This window comes from Kurthia sibirica, from assembly GCF_003143975.1.
Lineage (GTDB): Bacteria > Bacillota > Bacilli > Bacillales_A > Planococcaceae > Kurthia > Kurthia sibirica.
This window is the reverse complement of record NZ_QFVR01000005.1, coordinates 48,942-75,279: the sequence shown is the minus strand read 5'-3', so window position 1 is coordinate 75,279 and position 26,338 is coordinate 48,942. Positions and strand designations below refer to the sequence as shown.

At 35.5% G+C, this 26,338-nt stretch carries 23 protein-coding genes and 1 riboswitch; of the genes, 12 read left to right on the top strand and 11 right to left on the bottom strand.

Going from position 1 to position 26,338, the window contains the following annotated elements; all coding sequences use genetic code 11:
* Positions 1-11 precede the first annotated feature (11 nt).
* The 7 genes from DEX24_RS05325 to DEX24_RS05295 all read right to left on the bottom strand — a co-directional run bounded on the left by DEX24_RS05325 (position 12) and on the right by DEX24_RS05295 (position 7,381).
* Entirely contained in the window at positions 12-1,565 is a 1,554-nt protein-coding gene (locus DEX24_RS05325) for a solute symporter family protein (protein ID WP_170112854.1), read from the bottom strand.
* Complete coding sequence (locus DEX24_RS05320; protein ID WP_109305374.1) at positions 1,562-1,945, bottom strand: DUF485 domain-containing protein; 384 nt, start codon at positions 1,943-1,945, stop codon at positions 1,562-1,564. The genes DEX24_RS05325 and DEX24_RS05320 overlap by 4 nt, the downstream gene beginning before the upstream one ends.
* 542 nt (positions 1,946-2,487) lie before the next feature.
* Complete coding sequence (locus DEX24_RS05315; protein ID WP_109305373.1) at positions 2,488-3,234, bottom strand: SDR family NAD(P)-dependent oxidoreductase; 747 nt, start codon at positions 3,232-3,234, stop codon at positions 2,488-2,490.
* A gap of 11 nt (positions 3,235-3,245) precedes the next feature.
* A complete protein-coding gene (locus tag DEX24_RS05310; protein WP_109305372.1) occupies positions 3,246-3,989 on the bottom strand; it encodes an SDR family NAD(P)-dependent oxidoreductase in 744 nt (247 codons plus the stop codon).
* Positions 3,986-5,638: an AMP-binding protein gene (locus DEX24_RS05305; protein ID WP_109305503.1), complete on the bottom strand. Its 1,653-nt coding sequence runs from the start codon at positions 5,636-5,638 to the stop codon at positions 3,986-3,988. Before DEX24_RS05305 ends, DEX24_RS05310 begins: the two co-directional genes overlap by 4 nt.
* Positions 5,639-5,651: 13 nt before the next feature.
* Entirely contained in the window at positions 5,652-6,452 is an 801-nt protein-coding gene (gene menB, locus DEX24_RS05300) for a 1,4-dihydroxy-2-naphthoyl-CoA synthase (RefSeq protein WP_109305371.1), read from the bottom strand.
* 152 nt (positions 6,453-6,604) lie between these two features.
* The gene (locus DEX24_RS05295) at positions 6,605-7,381 is read right to left on the bottom strand and encodes an enoyl-CoA hydratase/isomerase family protein (protein ID WP_109305370.1); all 777 of its coding nucleotides are present in this window, start codon (positions 7,379-7,381) and stop codon (positions 6,605-6,607) included.
* Positions 7,382-8,023: 642 nt separating this feature from the next.
* Here DEX24_RS05295 and DEX24_RS05290 point away from each other — a divergent pair.
* The gene (locus DEX24_RS05290; protein ID WP_109305369.1) at positions 8,024-8,989 is read left to right on the top strand and encodes a tyrosine recombinase XerC; all 966 of its coding nucleotides are present in this window, start codon (positions 8,024-8,026) and stop codon (positions 8,987-8,989) included.
* A gap of 380 nt (positions 8,990-9,369) precedes the next feature.
* Entirely contained in the window at positions 9,370-11,091 is a 1,722-nt protein-coding gene (locus DEX24_RS05285; protein ID WP_109305368.1) for a putative bifunctional diguanylate cyclase/phosphodiesterase, read from the top strand.
* Positions 11,092-11,471: 380 nt separating this feature from the next.
* Here DEX24_RS05285 and DEX24_RS05280 read toward each other — a convergent pair whose 3' ends face one another.
* On the bottom strand, positions 11,472-12,497 hold the full coding sequence (locus tag DEX24_RS05280; RefSeq protein WP_109305367.1) for a PTS sugar transporter subunit IIC: 1,026 nt from the start codon (positions 12,495-12,497) through the stop codon (positions 11,472-11,474).
* Positions 12,498-12,752: 255 nt separating this feature from the next.
* Here DEX24_RS05280 and DEX24_RS05275 point away from each other — a divergent pair, with 255 nt between their 5' ends.
* The 4 genes from DEX24_RS05275 to DEX24_RS05260 all read left to right on the top strand — a co-directional run bounded on the left by DEX24_RS05275 (position 12,753) and on the right by DEX24_RS05260 (position 16,648).
* Positions 12,753-13,574 (top strand): MBL fold metallo-hydrolase, encoded by an 822-nt coding sequence (locus tag DEX24_RS05275; RefSeq protein WP_109305366.1) that lies wholly within the window; start codon positions 12,753-12,755, stop codon positions 13,572-13,574.
* A gap of 323 nt (positions 13,575-13,897) precedes the next feature.
* Positions 13,898-14,653 carry a tyrosine-protein phosphatase gene (locus DEX24_RS05270; RefSeq protein ID WP_109305365.1) on the top strand — a complete coding sequence of 252 codons (756 nt, stop codon included), beginning with the start codon at positions 13,898-13,900 and terminating at the stop codon, positions 14,651-14,653.
* Positions 14,654-14,687: 34 nt separating this feature from the next.
* Positions 14,688-15,647, top strand: coding sequence for an NAD(P)H-dependent flavin oxidoreductase (locus tag DEX24_RS05265; RefSeq protein WP_109305364.1), 960 nt, complete (start codon positions 14,688-14,690; stop codon positions 15,645-15,647).
* 61 nt (positions 15,648-15,708) lie between these two features.
* Positions 15,709-15,811, top strand: a riboswitch (SAM riboswitch).
* Positions 15,812-15,886: 75 nt separating this feature from the next.
* Positions 15,887-16,648: a cyclase family protein gene (locus tag DEX24_RS05260; RefSeq protein WP_109305363.1), complete on the top strand. Its 762-nt coding sequence runs from the start codon at positions 15,887-15,889 to the stop codon at positions 16,646-16,648.
* Between the two features lie 786 nt (positions 16,649-17,434).
* Here the strand turns inward: DEX24_RS05260 and dctA are convergent.
* Both dctA and DEX24_RS05245 read right to left on the bottom strand, forming a co-directional pair.
* A complete protein-coding gene (gene dctA / locus DEX24_RS05250) occupies positions 17,435-18,706 on the bottom strand; it encodes a C4-dicarboxylate transporter DctA (protein WP_109305361.1) in 1,272 nt (423 codons plus the stop codon).
* A gap of 228 nt (positions 18,707-18,934) precedes the next feature.
* Complete coding sequence (locus DEX24_RS05245) at positions 18,935-19,978, bottom strand: DctP family TRAP transporter solute-binding subunit (RefSeq protein WP_109305360.1); 1,044 nt, start codon at positions 19,976-19,978, stop codon at positions 18,935-18,937.
* A 286-nt stretch (positions 19,979-20,264) separates the two neighbouring features.
* Here DEX24_RS05245 and DEX24_RS05240 point away from each other — a divergent pair, with 286 nt between their 5' ends.
* Both DEX24_RS05240 and arsC read left to right on the top strand, forming a co-directional pair.
* On the top strand, positions 20,265-20,576 hold the full coding sequence (locus DEX24_RS05240; protein ID WP_109305359.1) for an ArsR/SmtB family transcription factor: 312 nt from the start codon (positions 20,265-20,267) through the stop codon (positions 20,574-20,576).
* Between the two features lie 54 nt (positions 20,577-20,630).
* Positions 20,631-21,050: an arsenate reductase (thioredoxin) gene (gene arsC, locus DEX24_RS05235; protein ID WP_109305358.1), complete on the top strand. Its 420-nt coding sequence runs from the start codon at positions 20,631-20,633 to the stop codon at positions 21,048-21,050.
* A gap of 79 nt (positions 21,051-21,129) precedes the next feature.
* Here the strand turns inward: arsC and DEX24_RS05230 are convergent, their stop codons facing one another.
* The gene (locus DEX24_RS05230) at positions 21,130-22,422 is read right to left on the bottom strand and encodes an FAD-dependent oxidoreductase (RefSeq protein WP_109305357.1); all 1,293 of its coding nucleotides are present in this window, start codon (positions 22,420-22,422) and stop codon (positions 21,130-21,132) included.
* A 226-nt stretch (positions 22,423-22,648) separates the two neighbouring features.
* Here DEX24_RS05230 and DEX24_RS05225 point away from each other — a divergent pair, with 226 nt between their 5' ends.
* From DEX24_RS05225 to DEX24_RS05210, 4 genes are all read left to right on the top strand, one after another.
* Entirely contained in the window at positions 22,649-24,241 is a 1,593-nt protein-coding gene (locus DEX24_RS05225; RefSeq protein ID WP_109305356.1) for an ATP-binding protein, read from the top strand.
* A 12-nt stretch (positions 24,242-24,253) separates the two neighbouring features.
* Positions 24,254-24,925 carry a response regulator gene (locus DEX24_RS05220; protein WP_109305355.1) on the top strand — a complete coding sequence of 224 codons (672 nt, stop codon included), beginning with the start codon at positions 24,254-24,256 and terminating at the stop codon, positions 24,923-24,925.
* Between the two features lie 127 nt (positions 24,926-25,052).
* Positions 25,053-25,547 (top strand): hypothetical protein, encoded by a 495-nt coding sequence (locus DEX24_RS05215; RefSeq protein ID WP_109305354.1) that lies wholly within the window; start codon positions 25,053-25,055, stop codon positions 25,545-25,547.
* A gap of 149 nt (positions 25,548-25,696) precedes the next feature.
* Positions 25,697-26,152: a DinB family protein gene (locus tag DEX24_RS05210; RefSeq protein WP_109305353.1), complete on the top strand. Its 456-nt coding sequence runs from the start codon at positions 25,697-25,699 to the stop codon at positions 26,150-26,152.
* Positions 26,153-26,338: the final 186 nt, after the last annotated feature.

The following is a 26,338-nucleotide window of genomic DNA, read 5'->3' as shown; positions in this document are numbered from 1 at the left end:
TTTTTACAGAATCAGTGATCAACAGAACCGCTTGAACCCATACCTGTATTTGCTTTAACTTCGACTTCAGCATATTTCTTCGCATCTGATTTAGCACCAATTAAAGAGCCAATCCAACCAGCTAAGAAACCAAGTGGTACGGAAACAATCGCTGGATTTGTAAGAGGGAATAAAGCCTCACCAGTGAAGATTGCTGTACCTTCAGGATTCCAAATATTTGGGCTAAGAGCTACCAGAACTAAAGCGGAGATTAAACCTGTTAACATACCAGCCAATGCGCCAGTCGTGTTGAATTTTTTGTAGTAAATTGTATAAATAATTACTGGTAAGTTTGCAGAAGCTGCAATACAAAATGCCAGTGATACTAAGAAAGCAACATTTAAAGATTGTGCGAATAATGCAAGAACGATTGAGAATACGGATACCCCAACAGATGCATAACGAGCAGCAAGCATTTGTTGTCTTTCAGTGGCTTTCCCTTTTTTGAAAATTTGACCATAAATATCATGTGCGAAAGCAGAGGCCCCTGAGAGAACGAGTCCAGCTACCACAGCTAAAATTGTTGCGAATGCAACAGCACAGATGAAGGACATTAGAATATCGCCACCTAAATACTCTGCAAGAAGTGGGGCAGCCATGTTACCTGCTGGGTTAGCAGCAAGGATTTTGTCTGTACCTACGAATGCAGCAGCACCGAAGCCTAAGAAAATAGTTAAGATATAGAATGCACCAACGATCCAAGTTGCAGTAACTACTGAGCTACGTGCAGTTTTTGCATCTTTTACAGTGAAGAAACGCATTAAAATATGTGGTAAACCTGCTGTACCAAGTACAAGCGCGATCATCATAGACATTGTATCAATGCCATTTGTGTATTTAACGCCTGCATTTAAGTATGCTTCACCATGTGGTTGGTGTGTTTTAACATATGAGAACATTTCTAGCACATTAAAGTTGAATTTCATTAATACAAGAGCCGAAATAATAACGGTACCTAGCATCAATAAACATGCTTTAATAATTTGCACCCAAGAAGTAGCACCCATGCCACCCCATAAAACATAGATCGTCATCATGATACCTACTAGAATAACAGCAACCCAGTAATCAATACCTAATAGTAATTGAATAAGTGCACCAGCACCAACAAGTTGTGCAATCATATAAAATAATACGATTACAATTGAACTAACAGCCGCAGTACCACGAATTTTTTTATGATCAAAACGTGCTGTAATCATATCTGCTAATGTATATTTACCTAAGTTACGTAATGGCTCAGCTACTATATATAACACAACTAGATAAGCAACTAAGTAACCTATGCTATAGAAGAAACCATCAAATCCAAAAAGTGCAATTGCACCTGCTATACCTAGGAAAGATGCAGCTGATAAATAATCACCAGCGATGGCAATACCATTTTGCCAACCAGTTAAACCGCCACCGGCAGTATAAAAGTCTTGAGCAGAATTATTATTTTTGGAAGCTAGGTAAGTTACAACTAATGTAATACCCACAATTCCGACGAAAAATATGATACCGATACCACTAATACCACTCATTTGTATGCACCATCCTTAGCTTTGTGAATAATTACTGCAGCATCCTTATCGAATTTGGCAGCTTTTTTCACATACACAGTTACTAATGTCCAAACCATGATGAATTGTGCAAAAGCAAAAATCCAAACCCAAGTGATGTCGCCGATCGCATTCCCTTTTAATACCGATGGAAAGAATGAAGTAAGAACAGGTAGAGCAAAATAAAATAGCAAGAAGAAAACTGCAATTGGGAAAATGAATTTGTTCTTTTTCTTTTTCAATGCTTTGTATTCAGAACTTTCAGTAATATTTACATACTCTTGAGTTGATAATTCTGAACGGGCTGTTGTATTAGATTGTGATGCTTCTAATATTTCTGTGCCGTCTAATTTATTATCCATTAAGTATGCCTCCTTTATTTGGTTTTATTGGGGATAGGTTGTATTTCTTGTCCCTGTGTTTATATTATTTGAAAGCGTTTTAAATTGCAATACTTTTTTTCATTAAAAAATTAATTAATTCTTTAATAGGTATTAATTATTCTGTTTAAAACAAAAAATACCTCAAAAATACATCTGTTATTTGAGATATTTTTGATTAAAATGCAGAAATCCGCTGTTTTATGACAGTTTTCTATTCGTTTTCTGTTTTGTATCAACAATTCGATTTAAATTACAAAAAATCGTTTTTAAAAAGATTTTTTTAGTATTAAGCATAAAATATTGCGTAATTCGATAGCTGTATTCAGTAATAAAACCTGAATAAGTTATATGACCAGAATTAACTGATAATAAAATTTATACATAAATCCCATAAAATAGAAAACCTCCTTTATTTATTTATACCTCATTTAATCTAAAAGTAAACAATAGAGCGTCTGTTATTTTTGATTAATTAGTAAAAATATTATTTTCTGTATAAATTAAAATTTACCGCTTCCAATTTATGACATCATTGATTTCCCACCATTTATCGAAATAATTTGTCCGAGAATCCATTCTGACGAATCGCTTAATAAAAATTGAATTATACCCGTAATATCTGTAACTTTTCCAATGCGTTGTGCTGGATGACTTTTGGCACGTGCGGCTAAAGTTGGAGCATCCAATTGCAATGTATTTTCATCAATTAAACCAAGAGATACAATATTGCATTGTATATTATGAGGACCTAGTTCAAGTGCTAGTGATTTTGTAAAACCAATAACACCGCCTCTTGCAGCGGCTGGGATAATTAAAGTGCGGTGTCCAGTTCGGGTAGAATCTCCAATAATGGAAATGAATTTACCAAATTTTGCATCGATCATAGTAGGCAAAAAGATATGCGCAATATTAATAATGCCATTAAGATTGATTGTAATTTCACGTTGCCAATCATTTGGTGCATAATCAAAGAATGATTTGAACTCAGCAAACCCAGCATTATTAACAATACCTGACACAGGACCAAGTTGAGTATTAATCTGCTTTTTAAGCATAAGCACCTCATCATACTTGGAAATATCTGCTTGAAAAGTAGCGCATACGATACCAATTGCTTGCAGCTCTTTTTTGAGTAATTCTGCTGCTGTAGATGATTTGAAGTAGTGGATTGCTATTTTATAATTGTCTTTTGCTAATTGCTTAACAATGGCTTTCCCAATACGTTCTGCACCACCTGTTACTAAAATAACATGATGTTTGTTGGTCATTTTAATCCCTCCTAGATCATAGTAAGTCCGCCATTCACTGAAAGTGTTTGACCAGTAATATAGGCGGCATCATCCGAGGCTAAAAAAGCAACAGCGTTTGCAATATCTATTGGATTTGCTAATTTTTTGAATGGAATGGCTTTAATGAGTGCAGAAGTTAGTCCGCTATTGGAGGCAGTCATCTCTTTAAATAATGGGGTGTCTACTGGACCAGGTGCCACCGTATTAATATTTATTTTATGCTTTGCCATCTCACGTGCTAATGTTTTACTAAATGCGATCACACCGCCCTTAGCAGCAGAGTATACCGCTTCACCAGAAGATCCAACCCGTGCAGAATCAGAAGAGATATTAATAATTCTACCTATTTTTTGTGTAATCATAATAGGTAGAATAGTGTGACATGTGTGGATTTGTCCGAGAAGATTGATGTCGATAATACGTTGCCATACGGTTGGAGAACTTTCTATAAAGGGTTCCATTTTATCCCAACCGGCATTATTGACTAATACTGTTATTTTCCCATAGTTATGCAGCGTTTGCTCCACTGCTGTTCTAACAGACTGTAGATCAGTCACATCACAATGCAAAGCCGTTCCTTTACCACCTGTTTCTTCTATTAAAGAAAGCGTATCCTTCGCAGCAACTAAATCAATGTCCGTAACAGCAATTATATAGTTAGCCTTGCTTAAGCGAAGTGCAATTGCACGTCCGATCCCGCTGCCTGCTCCCGTTATAAATACAATATTTTTCATTCCTTAGCGTCCTCCTTTCCTAATTTTTTTAATAGATAGCTACGTAGTTTGTACTTTTGTATTTTTCCACTTGCTGTCCGTGGAAGCGTATCGAGGACTTCTAAATATTCAGGCCAATAATTTTTTGCTACACCTTTTTGTTGTAAAAATTGTTGCATCTCCTCCAAACATAATGGTGGATTATTAGGGTGCATTAATACGATAGCAGCAGCTTTTTCTTGGAGTCTTTTATCGGGAATCGCCACTAGTTGGACCGCGGCAATGCCATCATGCTCAAATAGAATATTTTCAATATATGAAATTGGAATATTCTCTCCACCACGAATAATGATATCTTTTGCTCTACCAGAAATTCGAATATAGCCATCATCATCCATGATGGCTAAATCACCGGTAATAAACCAGTCTTCATAAAATTCACTTCGTGTTTTTTCTATTTCACCAAAATACCCAATAAAAAGGGCAGGGCCTCTACAGAGGAGAGAACCCTCTGTATGTTTTGGAACTTCATTAAATTGGGCATCAACAATTTTTAATTCCATATCATAGAGTGGATATCCATCACTGTTAATCAGCTTATCCTCATGATCTTCAAAACTCGTTAATGTGACGAGTCCATTTTCAGTTTGCCCCCAACCAGCTAGTATTTTAAATTGAATAGTCGGATTGTCTGTAGCCTGTTGGATTAAACGACGGGGAATCGGAGCACCCAAAGCAATAAATGTTTTTAAAGATGAAATATTGTACTGATTTAAATTTTTAGCATAAATAGTATCTTGGACAAATGGTGTAGCCCCTGCAGTGATGGTCACTTGCTCTTGTTCAATCAACGATAAAAAATCATCTGGATTCCAATTGTCCAAATAGACAGCGGTACCCGCAAAATGACTGGGTAGTTGCACACCATAACAAAATCCAGTTTGATGTGCGAATGTAGAAGGCATGAGCAGTACGTCATCAGAGGTCAAATGTAAATGTTTCATCCAATAATTTGCTGTGATGGATAAAGTGTTGTGACTGTGCATCACACCTTTTGGGCTTCCAGTAGTTCCGGATGTAAAAATAATCTCTGTAATATCATTAGCGTCATGTACAATCAAATCAAGTACAGAATGATCATACTGTTTTTCCCAAGGTATTTCGCTGAGGTTTGTGAAATTTTTCATGGTGGGTGGGTAGTTGGTTCCGACAACAAAAATAGTGTCCATAAAAGGCCATTGTGGCAGCAGATTTTCAATCATTTTGGGGTAGTTAAATTCACGGAATACATCGGGTATAATAAGCGCTTTCGATTTAACTTTTTTAATCATATAGTCTATTTCACGCTCACGGTAGATTGGAATCAACGGATTTGTAATAGCACCTAATTTGGTAATGGCAAAATGCAAAATAACGAATTCATTCCAATTAGGTAAGTAAATAGAAACCACATCGTCTTTTTTAATGCCATGATGATGCAAGCCAAGGGCGACACGATTTACTAATTGACCAAGTTCTTCATAGGTATAGCGGCTTTTTGAATCTATGATCGCCCATTTTTGAGGATGATTAGCTATGGCCCGTTTTAAATAATCAATAATTGTTGTATGATGCCAAGTTTTTTCATATCTTTTTTTATAGTCTGCTGTTAATAATGATTCAAATTTCATCATAATACACCCTTTATTTTCTGAATTTCGCAAAATTCACGGCCCGTTTTTCTATAAATGCCTCCCGTCCTTCATTGGATTCATCCGTTTTATAAAAAAGAGCCAAACTAGCCATTGATAGCTGAGAAATCCCTTGTATATTCGCCGTGTCTGCATTGAATGAATATTTCAAAATTTTTAATGCGGTTGGACTTTTAGCACATATTTTTTGTGCCCAATTTAAAGCTTCATCCATTAGTAATTCACCTGCAACAACCTTATTTACTAAACCCATTTCTTGACATTCAGCAGCGCTATATTGTTCGCATAAATACCATATTTCACGTGCTTTTTTGTCCCCAACAATACGAGCTAGGTAACTAGAGCCAAAACCACCATCAAAACTGCCGACAGTTGGTCCAGTTTGCCCGAACTTTGCGTGTTCAGCAGCGATTGTCAAATCACAAATTACGTGAAGTACATGACCACCACCTATTGCATAACCATTGACTGCGGCAATAACAGGCTTAGGAATATTACGGATGACTAAGTGTAGCTGTTCAATCTCTAAACCAATCCCTCCACCAAGTCCACCATTAAAATCATAACCGCCTACATCCACTTTTGTTTTTTGATCTCCCCCGGTACAAAAAGCACGTTGACCAGCCCCAGTTAGTATAACTGCACCAATCTTCACATCATCCCAAGCGTCCCTAAATGCATAGATTAACTGTTGAATTGTGGCTCCACGAAAAGCATTCATCACGTCGGGACGGTTGATGGTAATTGTCGCAATGCCATGATGCTTATCATATAAAATATCTGTTAGTTGCATAGTAAATCCTCCGATTAACTTGTTAATTCTTAAATATAAACAGCGTGATCTAAAAATATGTACTGCGAATAAGTAGACTGTTTGGTTTTGTATCGTCTGTATTACGAAAAGGGCAACCTTTCAAACGTTGGCAGCCCTAGCAAAACAATCTATTATCGGTTTTTAAAATTAGCTTGGCGCTTTTCAATAAAAGCAGATGTGCCCTCCGTTTTATCATCCGTACCAAATAACACAGCATTAGATAATTTTTCAATCCATAATGCGGTATTCATATCAACATCCGCGCCACTATGAACCGTTAGTTTGACGAGGCTTGCGGCAATAGGGCCTTTTCTAGTAATTTGTTTTACAACTGTTGCAATTGTTGTATCAACTGCGTCAACATCCGCCAAATAAGTAACTGCGCCCATATCAAAGGCTTCTTGACCACTAATCATTTTGCCTGTCAAAATTAAATCTAAGGCATGACCTTTACCTACGATACGGGGGAGTCTTTGCGTACCTCCTGCACCTGGTAGAATACCTAAATTTAACTCTGGTAAGCCAAACTTAGCATTAGTTGTCGCAATGCGGATATCACAAGCTAAGGCTAACTCAAACCCACCACCTAATGCAAATCCATCAATAATAGCAAGTGTAACCTTTCTACTCCGTTCAATTTTTGTATAGAAATCTTGCATACCATATTGCAATGCGTGTAGGGAAGTCGCTAGTTTTAATTTGCTAATATCTGCGCCAGCAGCAAAGGCTTTTCCTCCTGCACTTTTGAAAATAATAATAAAAATAGCGTCATTTTTTTCAAATGCAGTAAAAGCTTCTTCCATTTGTGAGAGCATCGTATCATCCAACGCATTTAAAACATCCAAGCGATTTAATTCAATCGTACCAATGCCATTGTCAGATGTGCAATTAATATAAGAAGTTGCCATATCAATCTCTCCATTATTTTTTATTCCAAAAGCGAACCTTGAATCCATCTGCTAGGATAGTCATATACTAAAAAGATTATTCTATGAATAATTTAACATAATACATCTTATTTTACAAATTTTTCTATTTTTACTTCATCAGATATTAGTCCCTCTTTTTGTGGAGAGGAACAAATGAATTAAACTATATAAATTAGTGGCGATCTGTATTTTCAAAACTAGTCCCTCTTTTTAAAGAGAGGGACTAGTTTCATATGTCATTTTAAGGTTTAAATGGTATTTTAAAGATATTTTCTAAAATAATCCTTTATTTCTTTTTAAAGTATTTTATTCAAAATAAAGACATAATACTAAATAAACTGAATATTCAATCGAAGTTACGCAAACTATACAAAGTGGGGAAGTTGTTCGTGTAATATCAAATTAGCTTAGTTGGACGAACGGGTATTTCTCAACATAAATCTTCATCTTTTTTCTTTGTTAATCAGAAATAAAAGTATTTATTTAACTAGTTACTCGATAATCAATTATGTAAAATGTATAGAAAAAAACGAAAAAAAGACAATATAAAGAAAATAAAAGGTTCCCAAATATACATTTGGGAACCTTTTATTGGTATACTATAAAAAAGGAGTGTTTACGATGTCACAGGCACCTAAATTTTTACGTGATTTTTTAGTTTATTTAACAGCAATTAAAGGGAAATCACAGCGCACAAGAAAAGAATACGAGTATGATTTATCACTCTTTTTCCGCTTTTTAATTGCACAAAAAGAGCATGAAAATCTAGATACTATTATGGAAATATCCATTGCACACTATACGGTGGAAGATTTACGTGATATTACCTTAGAAGACCTTTACTTATTTTTAGAATATTGTGAGATGACGCGCCACAATAACGCTGCCACTAGAGCGCGTAAAGTAGCAACATTTAAATCATTTTTCCACTATTTAAAAACGAAAAAACACTTGATCCTAGAAAACCCAGCAGATGAATTGGAAGCACCTAAGTTAAGTAAAAAACAACCCATTTATATGAATCTAGAAGAATCTCAACAGTTTATGACCGGTATACAATACTCTATTCATTTTGAACGAGATTATTGTATGATGACCTTATTCCTAAATTTAGGGATTCGCGTTTCTGAATTATGCGCGCTGAATCTAACATCTATCCATGATGATATTATTACAATTCAAGGTAAAGGAGATAAGGAACGAAACTTATTTTTGAATAAAAGCTGTATAAATGCCTTACATAGCTACCTAAAAATACGCGATAATTATTTAAAAAATACTGATAACAAGGCATTATTTCTATCGCAAAAAGGTACGCGTCTAACGCGTCAAACAATCTCTAAATTAGTGCGTAAAATCAACCTGCAGTCCGGCTTAGAAAAAGAGCATTTAACACCCCATAAATTAAGGCATACGTCAGCCACTTTACTCTATCGCTCTGGTGCCGATATTCGTAGCTTACAACAAATATTAGGCCATTCTAACATATCTACGACACAGATCTACACACATGTTGAAAACAAAGAAATTCAACGTGTTATTATGGAGCATCCAATGAATGACTTGTCTAAATCCACAAAACAGTAGCAGGCTGTTTTGTGGATTTTTATTTGCCGGTTTTAGCGTGCTTTAAAACCTTATTTTTTCTTTTTACATACAATGATTTTATAGTTAATTAGTCGCAGTGTAGTTAAAATGCAATAAAAAGCATAAAAATTCATACCTTTTATCCTGCCTGTTAGCTATCGCTAATTTCTGTAATTTGATAGTAAATCAATATTTTCGCTATTAAATGATAAAATTCTCTTTTACAGGTATATTTACGTTTAAAACAGTAACAACATCAAAAGATGAAATAGTGTAAATGTTATGGTTAAATCGTCCTTTCTTTACAAAAAAGAGTAAAATATATCTATGTATGTGTTAGTATAAAGTCATGAATATAAAGAAGGAAGGAGGGTATAATGATGGATAATCTAATGAATGCAACTGCCTCACTTTTGCATAGTAGTTATGAAAATAATAAGATTATGCAAGATATTATCACAGCAATAGATCAATCCGTTGTCGTAGCTATCACGAATGAGAAAGGTATTATCTTATCTGTGAATAAACAATTTTGCCGCGTATCGCAATACAGTGCTTTAGAACTTATAGGTCAAGATCATCGAATTCTTAATTCTGGTTATCATTCATCGCTATTTTTTAAAGATTTATGGAAGACAATCGGAATGGGACATATGTGGGAAGGTGAGATTTGCAATCGCGCAAAAGATGGCTCATTGTATTGGGTACAAACTAAAATTGTCCCTTTTTTAAATGAAGAAGGGAACCCATACCAATATATTTCAATTCGAACAGATATTACAGAGCAAAAAAACGCACAGAAATTTCGTCATCTAGCGTATCATGATGAACTAACAGGGCTAGAAAATAGAAGAAAGTTAAAAATAACATACGATGCAATGAAAAAAAGAGCGCGTCAATTAGGCTATGACAGCGACCGTAGTTTGATTTTGTTATCGATTAATCGCTTCAAACAGATTAATGTTGGATATGGCTATAAAATTGGGGACCTATTTTTAATTGAAGTGGCAGAAAAATTACGCATGCTCGTAGCTAGCGATGGGCAAGTTTATCATTATTTAGGTGACCAATTTGCGATTATATGTAAAAATAATCAACGCCAACAACTAGTTGATCTTATTTTAGAATTATTTAATGCGATGTTTCAAATTGGAAATTATGAATTTTATAGTTCCATTAGTATTGGCATTAGACCTTCTATCTTACAAGTCGAAACATTTGAAGAAGTAATTCGGACTGCAGATATTGCTTTAACAAAAGCAAAGGAAGATACGAGTAATAATGCGGTAGAATTTGATTTGACGATGAAAGTAACCTTCAATGAGTACATATTATTAGAAAAAAAACTACGTCATGCCTTAGAAAATAATCTATTTGAGCTGTATTATCAACCAAAATTTGATGTTAAAACACGAGCAGTTCGAGATGTTGAGGCGCTGTTACGATGGTTTGATGGTGAGTTAGGTTGGATTCCACCAGATTCTTTTATACCGTTAGCAGAGCAGCTAGGACTCATGACGAAAATCGGTGAATTTGTACTGAGAAGTGCTTGTCATCAGGCTGTTGCTTGGAAAGATGAACTTGGCATAGCAATTAAAATTGCCGTTAATATATCGCCGCTTCACCTAAAAGACAAGAATTTTGTGTCTTCCATACAATCTATTTTACAAGAAACAGGTTGTACCGCTGATTTGATCGAAATTGAAATTACTGAAAATTCATTGTTATCGCAAACTGAATTGATGATTGAAACATTTGCTAAACTAAAAAAATTAGGGATATCGATAGCATTAGATGATTTTGGTAAAGGTTATTCATCTTTAAGTTATTTGAAAAATTTTCCAATCGATACGTTGAAAATTGATCGCGACTTCATTATGGGGATGACGGAAAATTCAAGTGAATCGCGTATGGTTATAGCGATTATTGGTCTAGCACGAATTTTCAATATGACAGTTGTCGCAGAAGGCGTCGAAACCTTAACAGAATGTACGATTATTGAAAATGCGAATTGTGACTATATGCAGGGTTTTTTCTTTAGTAAACCATTACCCTTAGAAGAAGTGGCGTGCCTATTTAAAAAAGAGGGTTGGCCTAACTAACGATCTTACTACCATAAAAGGGAGCCTGAGACAAACGTATTTTCAAGAGAGAAAATCCTGTATGATTTTTCGAAATCATATGGGATTATTCATTTCAATCCATGTCTGCTGCGAAAAATGCTTTCCGCGGACATGACTTCAACTGATTTGATTATTCGTATGGGAGTCATACTATTTTTGTTCTGTCCCAGGTCTTTTTTTATTGTTTCATTTCACAGAAATTCTTCACTTTGTTTTTCAATGTTTACAGCCGTTTGAGCATGGTTAAGAGGCGAGGTGTAGTTAGAGGTTATTATATGCTTGAAAGGGCGTATAAACACCTTAAAAGGCTAAAAAGAGAGCTGCTCATTTAAAGTTATGAGCGGCTCTCTTTTTGAGTATTAATCGTAGTTTACTTTATAATCCTTCGGTGAAATCCATTTTAACTTTCTTTCAAATAAGCGTAGGAAAAAGATGTTCAAAATAATTGGAAGGATGATAAACATCACTAATGAAATAACAATGCTGGAAGGCGACCATTGCTCAATCGATAAATATTTTAATGGTCCAACAAAACCTGCTAAGCCAAATCCCGCAGAATAAGGGTCACCTGTAATTTTTAGCACACCAGCTAAAGCACCTAGAATAGCAGCAGTTAAAATAGTAGGTGCGGCAATTTTAGGTTTCATAAAAAAATTCCTCATTTGAATTTTCGCAGAAGCGATATGTGCTAGCGACGTACCTAAGTTATTTGAACGATAGCTAGCAATTGCCATACCGACTCCCGCTGCACAAACACCAAGATTAGCAGCACCAGCGCTTACACCACTCAGCATAATGACCGTAGCGACACCAATTGTTGAAATAGGCGAAATGATCAGCACTGAAAAAATCATGGCAATTAACATGCCCATAATAATTGGTTGTAAATCGGTTAATGTAGCAACACCCAGACCAACAACGTCGGAGCCAGCTTTTACATAAGGAAGCAGTAGCATTCCAACCATTCCCGGAATAAATAAAGACAGTATAGGCATTAATAATAAAGTCCAATCCTTTAGTTTTGTGCCTAAAAATTGTACGAATAACACGGCAAGACCAGCAGTAAGTCCAATATTAATAACAATTCCGATTCCCGCCATTGTCATGCCAGTTTCTGAGAAATTGACAACGCCGCTACCGACCATTGTCGCTAAACCAACACTCATCGTTTGAATGGGTGTCAGTTTAAATTGAATAGCAACCATGACACCAATGCCGATTGGTAATAGACTCATTGCCAGTAAAGTAATATTTAAAAAGGTTTGGAGGCTCGGAATTGTTGGGATGATTAATTTCAATATCTCTCCTACTAATGCATTCGGTATTAAGCATACAACAATACCCAAACTCATACCTGTTAATAACTTATTAAAAAAATCTTTCATATGCTCATATCCCTTCGATGACGCGCTCTCTTTTTTAGTAAAGCAAGCATACAATGGTATAATATTTCAGTCAATACTGAAATATCTGAAAATTGTAGGCTATTTATGTTTTAGAGAATATAGTAGTATAATGAAGTGAATTGATGTATTAATGAGCGTAACTATTTTTCATTGCAATTTTCTGAAAACGCTTTTATGATGTTGTTAGATAAGGAAAGTGGTAAAATTTAGTCAATAAGGAGCGTGTCAATACGAATGAGTACTACAACAAAGATTGAAACAAGCACACAACAAGAGGTTGAAATGATTTTAGGACATGTCTTTTTAAATGGAGCGCATATGAGCGTACACGCATTTGCTATAGACGGTTTATTAATTGATACAGGTTCCGAAACTTTATTGGAAGATTTCAAAAAATGGTTTGTAAAGCAAAAGATTTCAAAAGTAGTTTTGACTCATAATCATGAAGATCATACAGCCGGTGCAGCATGGCTACAAGAAAATTTACACAAAGACATTTATATTCATGAAGACTCGGTTGAAATATGTCGAGGTTATGAGCAAACGCCCTTATATCGCCAAGCAATATGGGGTATACGTCATCCTTTTGAAGCAACTGCTTTGCCTAAGCATTTTAAATCTGATCATTATCAATGGGAAACAATAGCCACTCCAGGACATACAAAAGACCATCTTTCTTTCTATTGTAAGGATTTAAAAATACTATTCACAGGCGATCTTTTTGTCACACCTAGCCCTAAAGTAATTTTAGATACGGAAAATGTACATGATACCATTAATTCATTAAAACGGGTCTTAACGTATGATTTTGAAAAAATGTTTTGCTGTCACGCCGGTTATATCGCAAATGGTCGCGAGATGATTATGAAAAAAATAATGTTTTTAGAAAATATAAAATCACAATGTAACAAATTATCAGATGCCGGTGAAAATATTGCTAGGATTACAGAAGAATTGTTCCCAAAACGATATCCGATTGAACAAGTATCACAACATCAGTGGGGTTCACAGCATATTGTAAGCTCCTTGTTAAAAGATCAGGCGACTTTAGTCTAGCTATGCACTAAACAGGGTATTCAGTAATGGGGACGTGTTTAAGCAACTGACACAGACGATGCGGGATAAGGGTCGCCTAAACAAGTTGTTTTATCTACGTCACGGCTAATTTAGACTCTTTAGTAAAAAGGCCATACTAGCCAAGAGGGCGTTATTAAAAAGGTTGAAGGGTGCTAAATTGGCTAATTTTATCGCAATTGAAGAATAAAAATCAGCATGATTAAGGTCATTATTACGGCATTACAGAAGCGGAAATTACACAAAACATGCCAATACATGACGTAATAAAATTATCAAAGAATTAATCACTTAGGGGGCTAACTATGACGACTGTTAAATTTGAAGGGATTTTTAATTTTAGAGATGCTGATGGAATAAGGACAATCGATGGCAGAAAGATTAAACCGGGGCTTATTTTTCGTAGTGGTGATTTGAATACGAGTACACTCAATGATATAGATCAATTAGAAAATAGCTTGAAAGTTCAGACAATTTTTGATTATCGAGATGATGATGAAGCTAAAAATAGTCCAACACCAGCTATGGAAGGTATTAAGTTTGTACGTATACCCGCACGTAAGGCTGATAGCGTTCTTGAAACCGCCAATATGAAAGACATTATGAAAAATCAAAATTTCCAGCATTTTTCTCTCGATAGTTTTACAGACTTCTATCGTGAACTTCCAATTGCCAATCCGTCCTATATTAAACTAGTTGATGAATTTTCAAAATACAGTGTACCTCTACTACATCATTGTACTGCTGGTAAGGATCGAACAGGTGTTGGAGCAATGATATTATTTTTAATATTAGATGTTTCATTCGAAGACATTATGAAAGATTATATGCTGACAAATCAATCACTGCGTGCCAACCCACCTTCTTGGGTTGGCATTGTAGAGGAGTTAATTCCAGACAAAGAAGTAGTAAAAGCTATAGTAGGCGTAAATGCGTCTTTTTTGACAGCAGCATATGATTCGATCATCGATCATTACGGAACGGTGGAGACTTATTTATTACAAGATTATGGTATTGACGAAACATTACGCAAAGAGATACAAAACCACTACCTAGAATGAGATCATTCTAGGTTTATTTTATATAGAGGGGGAAATAATGATGAAAACGGCAATAACTGATTTATTTGGCATCGAGAAACCGATCATACAAGGGGGATTAGCTTATTTAGCTTATGCAGAATTGGCAGCCGCTGTATCAAATGCCGGTGGTTTGGGGCAGGTGACAGCATTAAGTCTACCATCTCCAGAAGCACTACGCGATGAGATTAATAAAACCAAAACACGTACAAATAAACCCTTCGGTGTTAATTTTGCAATTGGTATGCATGGTTCTGGTTATGAAGATTTCGTGCGTGTTGCAGTTGAAGAAAATGTACCAGTGATTTCGATTACTGGCGGTAATCCAGCACCTGTTATGGCATTATTAAAAGGCGCAAAGTGTAAAATTATCATATTAACTGCTGGGGTTAGACAGGCACAAAAAGCAGAAGAATTAGGGGCACATGCCGTCATCGTCGTTGGTCAAGAAGGCGGCGGTCATCTTGGGCGCGAAGATTTAGGGACAATGGTTTTAACACCACGTGTTGTCGACTGTGTTTCGATTCCCGTCATTGCCTCTGGTGGTATTGGGGATGGACGGGGTTATGCAGCAGCATTAGCACTTGGCGCACAAGGTATTGAGATGGGGACGCGTTTTATCAATACGGTAGAATGTGTGCATGCCGCTTCATCTTATAAAGAACAAATAGTAGCAGCCAACGAATCCGATACAGTCGTAATTAAACGCTCAATCGGGGGACCAGCACGCGTGTTACATAATGATTATGCTGATGAAATAATAGAGATCGAAGAGAAGACACCAACTTATGACGCTTTACGTGAGCATATTAGTGGAGAGGCAAATAAACGGCTCATTTATGAGGGGCGTGAAGACGGGATTGGCTTTGCTGGGCAAATAGTTGGTTTAATTGATGATATACCGACTGTAGCAGATCTTTTACAACGAATGACGAGAGAAAAAGATGCTATTTTTCAGAAGTTTTCTGAAAAATGAAAATAAAACTTGCAATTCCTATTGATATACTATAGTATGAAATTACACAAAAGAATCGTACCTCTTATCAAGAGAAGGCGAGGGACTGGCCCTTTGACCCTTCAGCAACAGGCAATGAAAATTGTACTGTGCTAAATCCTGTAGCGTGAGCTAAAAGATAAGGAGAGCCCATTTTGACTATTCAAAACCTCTTCTTATCCAGGAGAGGTTTTTTTGTAGTCAAAATGAGGAGTGATAAAATGGCAGTAGACTGTAAAAAACTGCAATTAGCACAGGCTTTGCAGACGATTAAAGATAAGAAATGGATTGATTTAACACATATTTTTGGTGCTACATCTCCACATTTTAATGCTTTTCCTTCATTAGAAAAAACTCTTCTTTTTACGCATGATGATGGTTTTTTAGCACAAAATTTCTCATTTGCTGGACAGTACGGTACGCATCTTGATGCACCGGTTCATTTTGTACGTAATACGCGTCATGTAGAAGATTTAAAATTGAAAGAGCTTGTATTACCACTCGTCGTTGTTAATATAGTAGATCAAGTTGAAGAGGATGATGAATATACGATTACTCTTGATGATATCGTCTTTTTTGAACAACAGCATGGTTTAATCGAAGCGGGCTCATTTGTCGCACTTCGTACAGATTGGAGTAAAAGATGGCCAAACAGGGATGCATTTAATAACAAGGATGATACTGGTAGAAATCATGCCCCTGGTTGGTCAGTAGATGTATTAAAATTTCTATTTGAAAAAAGGCATATCTCAGCAATTGGTCATGAAACATTTGATACAGATTCGAGTAAAGAGTATGCTAAAAATGGGCAACTATTGGCAGAATACTATGTATTAGATCAAGATACGTATCAAATTGAGTTACTCACTAATTTACATGAATTACCAGCTAAAGGTGCTATTATTTTTAATATTGTCGCCAAACCAGAGGAAGCTTCAGGCTTTCCAGTCCGCTCATTTGCGGTATTACCAGACAATGAGTAGCTAAAAATAACTAATTGATGCTCATTCGCAGAGAAAACAACTTATTTCTAGCACTATACATGCCCATTCGCAGAGAAAACAACTTATTTCTAGTATCATATATGCTCATTTGCAGAGAAAACAACTTATTTCTAGCACCATACATGCCCATTCGCAGAGGAAACAACTTATTTCTAGCACCATACATGCCCATTCGCAGAGGAAACAACTTATTTCTAGCACCATACATGCTCATTCGCAGAGGAAACAACTTATTTCTAGTATCATATATGCTCATTTGCAGAGAAAACAACTTATTTTTAGCATCATACATGCTCATTTGCAGAGAAAACAATAATATTATTATGTAAACTAATTTAATAACCTTCGAAAATAATCATTTTCGAAGGTTATTTTTTATATTCTATATGATTAGAAGTGAGGGCAAGTCATAGAACGTTGTATTGCCTAGTCTTTAGTTTTAGCTAAAAATTAGGATACATGGTCATATTATGAATTGACAATCGTTAATGACCACTGCATCTAATAGAGTAGCCATTTGTGCTGATAGATGAGGATTTTATTAGTAGTATGAAAGTCTTTTAGTGGACTAGTATATAGATGTAATTATTTAAAAACAAATAATATTATTATGTAAACTGTTTTATCTATATTTTGATAGATACCGAATTTGGTTATTGGAGAGATAGCGCTAATTATATTTCACAAGAAGAATGGGCAACAATCTAGTGTCTATAGAAGATTGTTGCCCTGTTTTTGTGAGATCGTTCTTTTATTGTTGATCTATTAAGATTCGATTATTTGAACTTTTTTAGCATTTTTCATCGTTTCTAAATGTTTTTCAGCATCAAATTCATTTTCCATTTTAGAAATAGCGACTGTTGCAACAGAATTCCCGATTAAATTTGTAATCGCGCGTGCCTCAGACATGAAACGATCGACACCAATTAATAATGCGATTCCTGCAACAGGGATAGCGGGGAAGACGGCTAATGTTGCGGCCAACGTTACAAAACCAGAACCTGTAACACCTGCGGCTCCTTTAGATGTAACCATCAGTACGAGTAGTAGCATTATTTGACTGCCTAATGTCATATCGACACCGTATGCTTGCGCGATGAACATTGCGGCCATAGAAAGATAGATAGATGTACCATCCAAGTTAAATGAATAGCCTGTAGGTACGACTAAACCAACTACTTGTTTAGAACAACCGAATTTCTCAAGCTTTTTCATAATACCTGGTAACGCCGTTTCTGATGAAGATGTACCCAGTACAATTAAAATTTCTTCTTTAATATAGGCTAAAAATTTGAAGATATTAAAACCGAAGAATTTCATAATTCCACCTAGTACTAAAATAATGAATAAAGCCATCGTAATATAAACACCTAACATTAATTCACCTAAGTTTAATAAGGATTTCATACCAAATGAACCAATGGTAAATGCCATAGCGCCAAATGCGGCTAGTGGAGAGATGATCATGACCATGCCAATAATTTTGAAGAAAATTTCAGAAGCGGATACACATACCTTCATTACTGGGGCAGCTGCTTCACCAATTGATGCGGCGGCTAAACCAAATAATACAGCACAAACTAAGATGGGTAACAACTCGCCATTTGCAATCGCACCAAAGAAGTTTGACGGTAAAATATTCATAATAAATGGTATAAAGCCACTTTCTTGTTCAGCTGCGGCTTTCGTAAATGCTGATACTGCAGATGCATCCACATTCGAAGTATCCAATCCTTTGCCTGGTTGTAAAATATGTACAACTATGAAACCAATTGCTAATGAGATTGTTGATACAATTTCAAAGTAGATTAAGGCCTTCCCTCCAATTTTTCCTACTTTTTTCATATCCCCCATGCCACCAATACCAATAACAACGGTTAAGAAAATAATTGGAGCAATTAACATTTTAATTAATTTAATGAAAATATCTGCTAATACTTTTAATTCTACGCCAAAATTTGGAAAGGTAAAGCCGACGATAATGCCAAGTATAATCCCCAATACAACTTGGACTGTTAAGTTTTTTAATAGTTTCATTTGCAACCATCCCTCTACTATGATTTTTTCATCTATTTTGGTACCGCTTACAAACACATCATAATACCTGTGATAGTACAAAGAAATATTTTGGTGATACTGTTCATTTTGATCTTTTTGGTCTTTTTGAAAAAAACTATAAAAAAATCGCATTTAGAGAGAAAAAAATGCTTTTTTTGCTTCTAAATGCGATAATTATAAATTGTCATAGTGAAAATAAAAATGACCTTATTGTTGTAGCACAGACTGTATATCCCTTAAAAAATAGGCGTTTTCCGAATTTTTATATGTTTTATATAGAGGAGAAAAAACTGTTTTCCAGTGATTTATTTGTGTCATAGTAAGTTCTGCAAAATGCATGTTTTCATTTTGCAAAGCTTGATAGCTTAGTTCATTCATTCGTTGTGCATTTTTATAATTGTATGCTGTTGCATCCGCCATGGCCTTTTTAATGGCGTCTTGCTGTTTGCTATTCAAGCGATTGAAAAAATCTTTATTCATAATGACTGCGTAACCCAATAAACCATGATTTGATAATGTAATATGACGATCTTTTTTATAAAAACCTTTGGAATAAATATTGGATAGTGTGTTCTCCATCGCTTTAATACTATTTGTATCAATGGCGTTATATACCTCATCAAATGATGCACGGATGGGTTGTGCTTTCAGCAAGTTAAATTGTTCCTCTAATACTGTACTTGGCATCACACGAGTAACCAGCCCTTGAAAATCACTCGGTTCTCTTAATAAACCGTCTTGTGCAATCATTTGTTTGAAACCATTTTGCCAAAAACCTAACGCGAGCATCTTATCTTGTTGTAACATATTCAATAGATTATGACCGACTCGACTGGTTAACACTTTTTCAACTTGTTCTTCATTATCAAATAGAAAGGGGAGATCAAGCACTTCCCAACTTTTTTCATAAGCAGTCATTTTAGAAAATGTTGGAGCAATCATTTGAACTTTATTGTCTATTAATGCTTGTACTTCAGAATGATCATTATATAACATACCATTTGGAGAGATCTTTACTTGAATTGAATTATCCGAGTATTTTTCAACTAACTCTGCAAATTTAGCTAAAGAACGTCCTTTAGGCGTATCTTCTGCAACGACATGACTAATTGCTAATGTAATTTGATCTTCTAAACCTTGCTGCTCTATATCTGTACTCAACTGTTGTTGTTGAAAGACTTGATTGTCATAACCTATACTAATAATTAGTAGCAAGATCACCGACACGGCAGTTAATATATAGATACGCATAAATCATTCACCTCATTTCCCCATAGAAAATTACTTTCATTAGTATAATATAGTAAGAAAGAAAGGGGAATGAGATTTAATGACAAAGGGACAATTAGTATAATCTTCTAAACGTAACGCTACTTTAATAGCGTACGTAAATACATATTTTTATATTGGAAAAAGGATAGAAAGCAAAGAATTAACAGGTGAATGAGGTCGTTATTCAAGTGTTCAATAGTTGACAGTAGAGGATCTAATAAACGATACTATTATATAAGTAATTGGTTATATAGGGGGTGAGTAGTTGGAGACAATTCATTCAATAGAGCGGCAATTGAAGGCTATTAGTGATTTGAATCGTTTAAAGATTTTAGCCTGTTTAAAAACAGGTGAGCAATGTGTCTGTGATTTAGTAGCGATTTTACAAATTTCACAACCTGCTGTTAGCCAACAGCTACGTAAATTAAAAGAAGCGGGGATAATAGTAGAGAGAAAAAAAGGAACGTGGAAGCATTATCGCTTACATGATAGACAATCATTATATATACAAGCTGTCATCGACGAATTGCCGGCGCTATACAAAGAAAACAGTGAAACATACTATCGTGTCGAGTAATTGACTAAAGGAAGACAATCTATTCACATGATTTTAACTTGAGGAGAATGACAAATGACAAAGACAATTTATTTTTTATGTACGGGAAACTCATGTCGTAGCCAAATGTCGGAAGGTTGGGCAAAAAAAATACTGCCGACAGATTGGCAAGTAAAGAGCGCTGGTATCCAAGCGCATGGTGTCAACCCACAGGCTATAAAAGCTATGGCAGAAGTAGGTATTGATATCTCACATCAGACATCTGACTTAGTCGCTGAAACGCTCTTGAAGTCAGCAACATTAATCGTTACGCTTTGTGGTGACGCTGCCGATAAATGTCCGGTAACGCCTCCTACTGTTAGACGAGAACATTGGGGCTTTGAAGATCCTGCAAAAGCACAGGGGACAGCAGAAGAAAGATGGTTGGTTTTCCAAAATGTTCGTGATGCCATAGGGGAGCGACTGGAACAATTTAGAGCGGAACTAAACGTTTGATAAAAAGGCTATTTACTTCCTGAAAATATAGGAAGTAAATAGCCTTTTTCATTTCTAGGGTAGTTTTATAGACCCCCTCTTAGCAGCACCCGCCTTGATCGCTTGAACAGACACCTGTTTCAGGTAAAGATAACTGAACCTGTTGTGCTGCTTTCATATCTCCGGCTAAATATGCTGCGATGGAGCGGACTTGTTCGTAGCCAGTGGCCATTAAGAAGGTTGGAGCGCGCCCATACGATTTTGAACCAACGATGTAAAAGTTTTTTTCCAGTTGACGCAATTCTTTTTCACCATGTGCGTCCACACTACCACAACTATGCAAATTAGGGTCGATTAAATTTGACAAGGCTGGTACTGCTTCAGTAATAGCATCTACTTCAAAACGTAATTCATGATTAATAGTAAAATTAGGGCGATTTCCTGTATTAACGATCATCTGATCGACTTCAATTCGTTGTGCATCATAACTTTTAATGTGTATTTTATGTTGTAATTCCTCGATCGACTGAATTCGAAATGGCGTGATGACCGTAACAAGTTGCTCTTCAATTATTTTAGCTATGCGCAAACCTAGCTGACCCCTACTCACTAATTGATCATCTCGACCTCCTCCAAAAGCTTGCTCTACTTTGTCTTTTCGTAAAACCCATGTAATTTGTGTATCTGGATAGCGTTTTTTTAGTGCAACCAATTGTATAAGTGAGTTAATAGCAGAATGGCCGCCACCAATAACAGCGATCTTTTTATTTATATAGCGTTCTTTATGCGCAGTAATATCTGGAATCGAATAATCGATTTTTTCGTGTAATGCACGTTCTGCGGGGAGAAATAAACCATTGCTCAGTGCAGGATTAGGATTACCCCAAGTTCCAGTAGCATCTATAACTGCAGCAGCCATAAAAGTTTTTATGTTATTTTCTGTTTTTGTAATAATTTCGAAGGGCATCTGTTGACGATTAGTTGTCTTCATACGATCCGTTTGTTGTCGAGAGATGGCAATCACTTCATGTTTTACATACACATAATCTTTAAATAGCTTAGCTAATGGGCCTAAGTATTTTTCTACTAGTTCCTGACCAGTTGGCAGTTTTTCCTCATTTGGTTGTTGCCAATCAGTTTGTGTTAATAAACGTTGCGCAGCGGCGTCTATATTGTATTTCCATGGGGAAAATAATCTAACATGTTGCCATGATGTTACAGCAGAAGCGACCAATCCTTTTTCAATGATAATAAAAGGGATTTTTCTTTCTTGTAAATGTGCAGCAGCGGCTAAGCCAATGGGGCCAGCACCTATAATTGCCACAGGTAATGATGCACCCTCGTTTGTCTGTTGAGTAGTAGATGAAGTAAGTGGAATTGCTGAATAAGTCATGTGTATGTCTCCTTTTATCATAAAATAGTTGCGCTACTAACTGTAAAATAAACTCAGATAATTTTTAGGTCATTATATAACCAAATGATTATATAAGTGTTTAATTATATAATAAATCTAAAGATGCATTTTGTAAATAATTTTGTTTGATCTATATATGAGTAATCCAAGCGTCGAAAGTTAATGATACAATAAAAGCTGTACATTATAGAAGGGTGCGTAGTCTATGAAGCTAACGATTAATAGACGTATTACAGCATTAATATTCTTTGTTATACTTTTTTCACTGACTGTTGCAGGTATTTTCATACTAGGTAGTGTTATTAAATCAAAGGAAAGTGAATTAACAGAGAAATCTATGCTCGTAGCACGTACAGTTGCCAGCTTACCAGAAATTCAACAAACACTAAATACTAAACAGATGCCGGAAGCACAGAAAATAAAGACAATTAATCGTATTGTAGAAGAAGTAAGAACAATTCAGCAAGCACAGTATATTGTCGTAACAGATATGCATCATATCCGTTATTCACATCCCATACATAGTATGCTGGGCCAAGTGACACAAACACCAGATGATCTCGCTGCATACTCTGAACATTATTATTCCTCTATTGCTAAGGGAGAGATTGGTACGGTGACGCGATCATTTGTCCCTATTATGAATAGTCAACATAAGCAAATCGGCATTGTCAATGTTGGCTATCGTTTACCAACACTTATCGAAATTGTTTTGTCAATGAAGATAGATATCCTTTTTGCAATCCTGCTATCAATGATTTTTGGATTTTGGGGTGCCTATATTTTAAGCCGTAGCATAAAAAAGCAAATGCTTAATTATGAACCGCATGAAATTGCTCAGCTATATATTGAACGTACAGAAACCTTTAATGCGATGCATGAGGGCATTGTTGCGATAGATAATGAACATACGATTACGTTATTTAACAGCAAGGCGCGCAGCATACTGGGAGTTGTTGATCAACAAGTAATCGGTCGTAATATTCGTGATGTTATTCCGGATACACGACTACCGGAAATACTAGACTTGAATCGTCCGCTTTATAATAAAGAACTCTTTGTTAATCAGCATACGATTTTAAGCAATCGTGTCCCCATTATTGTTGAAGGCCAAACAGTAGGTGCAATCGCGATTTTTCAAGATCGTACGGATGTTAAGAAAATGGCAGAGGAATTAACAGGTGTGAAGGAATTTGTACAGGCTTTGCGTATTCAAAATCATGAGCATAAAAACAAGTTACATACGATTGCAGGTCTCCTACAATTAAAAAATTATACACAGGCTTTGACCTATATTGTAGATATTCAAGAAGAACAAGATGAATTAACCGATTTTTTAAATAAGCGTCTTCAAAATCAAAATATAGCTGGTCTTGTATTAAGTAAAATTAATCGTGGGAAAGAGCTGGGCATTCAGGTAGAACTTGATCATCATAGTCAGCTCCAGTTACTTCCTGCAACGCTTGATTTTCATGATTTTGTTATTGTTGTGGGCAATTTAATTGAAAATGCTTTTGATGCATTACAATTAAGTAATCGCCCTGATAAAAAACTATTTATAAGCATTGACCAAGATGAGGCTTATTTATCCATCTTATTAGAGGATAACGGTATAGGTATGAATGAAACATTACAAAAAAATATATTTAATAATGGTTTTACTACAAAGAAATCAACGAATCATGGTATTGGGTTATATTTAATACAGGACATCGTTAAAAAAGCGCAGGGTGTTATAGAAGTAAATAGTATAGAAAATAACGGGACGACGATTTCTATCATGTTTCCGATGGAATAGGGGATACGACAAATGATCACAGTAGTACTTGTTGAAGATGATCCGATGGTCAGACAGGTGAATGAACAATTTTTATCTCAAATAAAAGATATTCACATCATAGGTGTAGCGGCAAATGGTATTGAAGGTCTGCTACAAATAAAAAAATTACAACCACAACTTGTCATTATGGATATTTTTATGCCAAAACAAGATGGTGTCGAGACGTTACAAAAAATTAGAGATCAAGGTTTGCCTGTGGATGTCATTACCGTAACCGCAGCAAACGATCAAAAAACGATTGAAAAGGTGCTGCAATTAGGTGTCTATGACTATATTATGAAACCATTTTCTTTCGAACGCATACAGCAAACAATTAGACAGTATATGCATTATAAAGAACGTATAAGTAAAAAGCAGGAGCTGACACAACAAGAATTAGATGCGATTTTACATCCGAATACTAATAGGTCAGTGGAAGATGATTTACCAAAAGGGCTAAATCGTGCCACAATGAATAAAATATTGCATCTGATGGTGGAGCGGCAAACTGCATTGACTGCAGAAGGCGTGGCAAGTGGTATCGGACTTGCACGTGTGACGGCTCGTCGTTACCTTGATTATTTAGAAAAACAAAAAATAGTGGTCATTGATATTGAATATGGAGCTGTTGGTCGTCCAGTTAATCAGTATCGTCTTCTCTAAAAAAAGCTGATTTTGTCAATCAGCTTTTTTTTATGCTCTACTTTACATCAATTGCCAGTCAAATAAAGTTTTAATTTACTATATTGGGGAATTATCTTGGTAGTTCATTTTATTTGGAGGGGATCCTTTGTTACTATTCGTCATTATTTGCTCAATTATTTTTTTCATTGGTATACCTGTTTGGATGATTGGACTTGGGATTAAGCAGGGAGAACGTAAAATTGATTTGCAAATAGAGCATTTAGAGCTACATATGCCTACTCAAGCAGTCGAAGAAACAAACATCGAGCAACAAACAAAGACTGTAAAAGCAAATGCAGCATCCATTCGTACCACATTAAAAAAATTAGTGACACGTACTAAAAAAATGCCCATTGAAGCGGTTAATGCTACTCAATCAACCAATAAAGGCGATAAAACAACAAGCAAAGAACAGCGGATGATTATTGGGAAACTACAGCAACTCATTGTTGTTCTTCAAGAGTTACCTGTAGCATTGCGTAAAAAATTACCTGGTTATATTTATCCCTCAAAGGATGTTCTATTAGCAGATGAAAAACTCAAAATAACTGCTAAACAAAAATTAATAAAACAGCAAGCAACGCTTAGCTCAGATAAATAAAAAATCGCATTATAAATGGCAATTCAGCTATTTATAATGCGATTTTTTATAGTGTTTCCTAGTTATCGAAAACTACGTTATACTTAAAGAGATGTTCAATAATTCTATTGCTTTCTGAAAATACATATTGAGAGAAGGTGTGATATTTCATGAATGACATTACAGCACAATTGATTATGCTTAAACAATCAATCACAGTATTATTAGAGAATGTGACAGAAGAGACAATGTATAACCGACCCATTCCACATAAAAGATCTATTTTAGAGCTTATTAACCATATATCTTGTATTCCAGCTGCTGATGTTTTACTATCTCAATCGGTTAGTCATCAAGAAATAGATGCTTATTACCATCAAAATTGGCGTATTTCATTGCCTGACATTGTTAATAAATTCCAATGTAATATGGATTCAATGATTCATTATTTTCAAACGCAATCGGTGCTAGAACTTGAAAAAAACTCCACGAGTTATTGGGGTGCCGTTCATAGTCAAAAAGGTTGGGCCCTCCAAATAATAGAACATCTTGTCCATCATCGCGCTCAGCTACATATGTACTTAGATTTTTCTGGTACATTAAAGAAAATTCAATTATTCGATTAGTTATCAGTGCATATGACTAATAACTGTCAATAAAAAGAGAGATCGCCAACAAATACGATTTCTCTTTTTTGTTGCTTTTTCGGTTCTATTCTATATGTTGGGGTATTAAAATGATTCATGTTTTAGACAATTAGAAATAGCGATTGCTTACTACTTGTTTTTCGGCAGGAGTCCTCGCCATTTCTT

What these genes read in the sequence shown, in the direction of transcription:
- DEX24_RS05295 (WP_109305370.1), bottom strand. Translation starts at nt 7,381, where the DNA reads ATGGCAACTTCTTATATTAATTGCACATCTGACAATGGCATTGGTACG.
- DEX24_RS05315 (WP_109305373.1), bottom strand. Translation starts at nt 3,234, where the DNA reads ATGACCAACAAACATCATGTTATTTTAGTAACAGGTGGTGCAGAACGT.
- menB (WP_109305371.1), bottom strand. Translation starts at nt 6,452, where the DNA reads ATGCAACTAACAGATATTTTATATGATAAGCATCATGGCATTGCGACA.
- DEX24_RS05260 (WP_109305363.1), top strand. Translation starts at nt 15,887, where the DNA reads ATGGCAGTAGACTGTAAAAAACTGCAATTAGCACAGGCTTTGCAGACG.
- DEX24_RS05325 (WP_170112854.1), bottom strand. Translation starts at nt 1,565, where the DNA reads ATGAGTGGTATTAGTGGTATCGGTATCATATTTTTCGTCGGAATTGTG.
- DEX24_RS05275 (WP_109305366.1), top strand. Translation starts at nt 12,753, where the DNA reads ATGAGTACTACAACAAAGATTGAAACAAGCACACAACAAGAGGTTGAA.
- DEX24_RS05290 (WP_109305369.1), top strand. Translation starts at nt 8,024, where the DNA reads ATGTCACAGGCACCTAAATTTTTACGTGATTTTTTAGTTTATTTAACA.
- DEX24_RS05285 (WP_109305368.1), top strand. Translation starts at nt 9,370, where the DNA reads ATGGATAATCTAATGAATGCAACTGCCTCACTTTTGCATAGTAGTTAT.
- DEX24_RS05220 (WP_109305355.1), top strand. Translation starts at nt 24,254, where the DNA reads ATGATCACAGTAGTACTTGTTGAAGATGATCCGATGGTCAGACAGGTG.
- DEX24_RS05320 (WP_109305374.1), bottom strand. Translation starts at nt 1,945, where the DNA reads ATGGATAATAAATTAGACGGCACAGAAATATTAGAAGCATCACAATCT.
- DEX24_RS05230 (WP_109305357.1), bottom strand. Translation starts at nt 22,422, where the DNA reads ATGACTTATTCAGCAATTCCACTTACTTCATCTACTACTCAACAGACA.
- DEX24_RS05270 (WP_109305365.1), top strand. Translation starts at nt 13,898, where the DNA reads ATGACGACTGTTAAATTTGAAGGGATTTTTAATTTTAGAGATGCTGAT.
- dctA (WP_109305361.1), bottom strand. Translation starts at nt 18,706, where the DNA reads ATGAAACTATTAAAAAACTTAACAGTCCAAGTTGTATTGGGGATTATA.
- DEX24_RS05280 (WP_109305367.1), bottom strand. Translation starts at nt 12,497, where the DNA reads ATGAAAGATTTTTTTAATAAGTTATTAACAGGTATGAGTTTGGGTATT.
- DEX24_RS05245 (WP_109305360.1), bottom strand. Translation starts at nt 19,978, where the DNA reads ATGCGTATCTATATATTAACTGCCGTGTCGGTGATCTTGCTACTAATT.
- arsC (WP_109305358.1), top strand. Translation starts at nt 20,631, where the DNA reads ATGACAAAGACAATTTATTTTTTATGTACGGGAAACTCATGTCGTAGC.
- DEX24_RS05225 (WP_109305356.1), top strand. Translation starts at nt 22,649, where the DNA reads ATGAAGCTAACGATTAATAGACGTATTACAGCATTAATATTCTTTGTT.
- DEX24_RS05310 (WP_109305372.1), bottom strand. Translation starts at nt 3,989, where the DNA reads ATGAAAAATATTGTATTTATAACGGGAGCAGGCAGCGGGATCGGACGT.
- DEX24_RS05210 (WP_109305353.1), top strand. Translation starts at nt 25,697, where the DNA reads ATGAATGACATTACAGCACAATTGATTATGCTTAAACAATCAATCACA.
- DEX24_RS05305 (WP_109305503.1), bottom strand. Translation starts at nt 5,638, where the DNA reads ATGAAATTTGAATCATTATTAACAGCAGACTATAAAAAAAGATATGAA.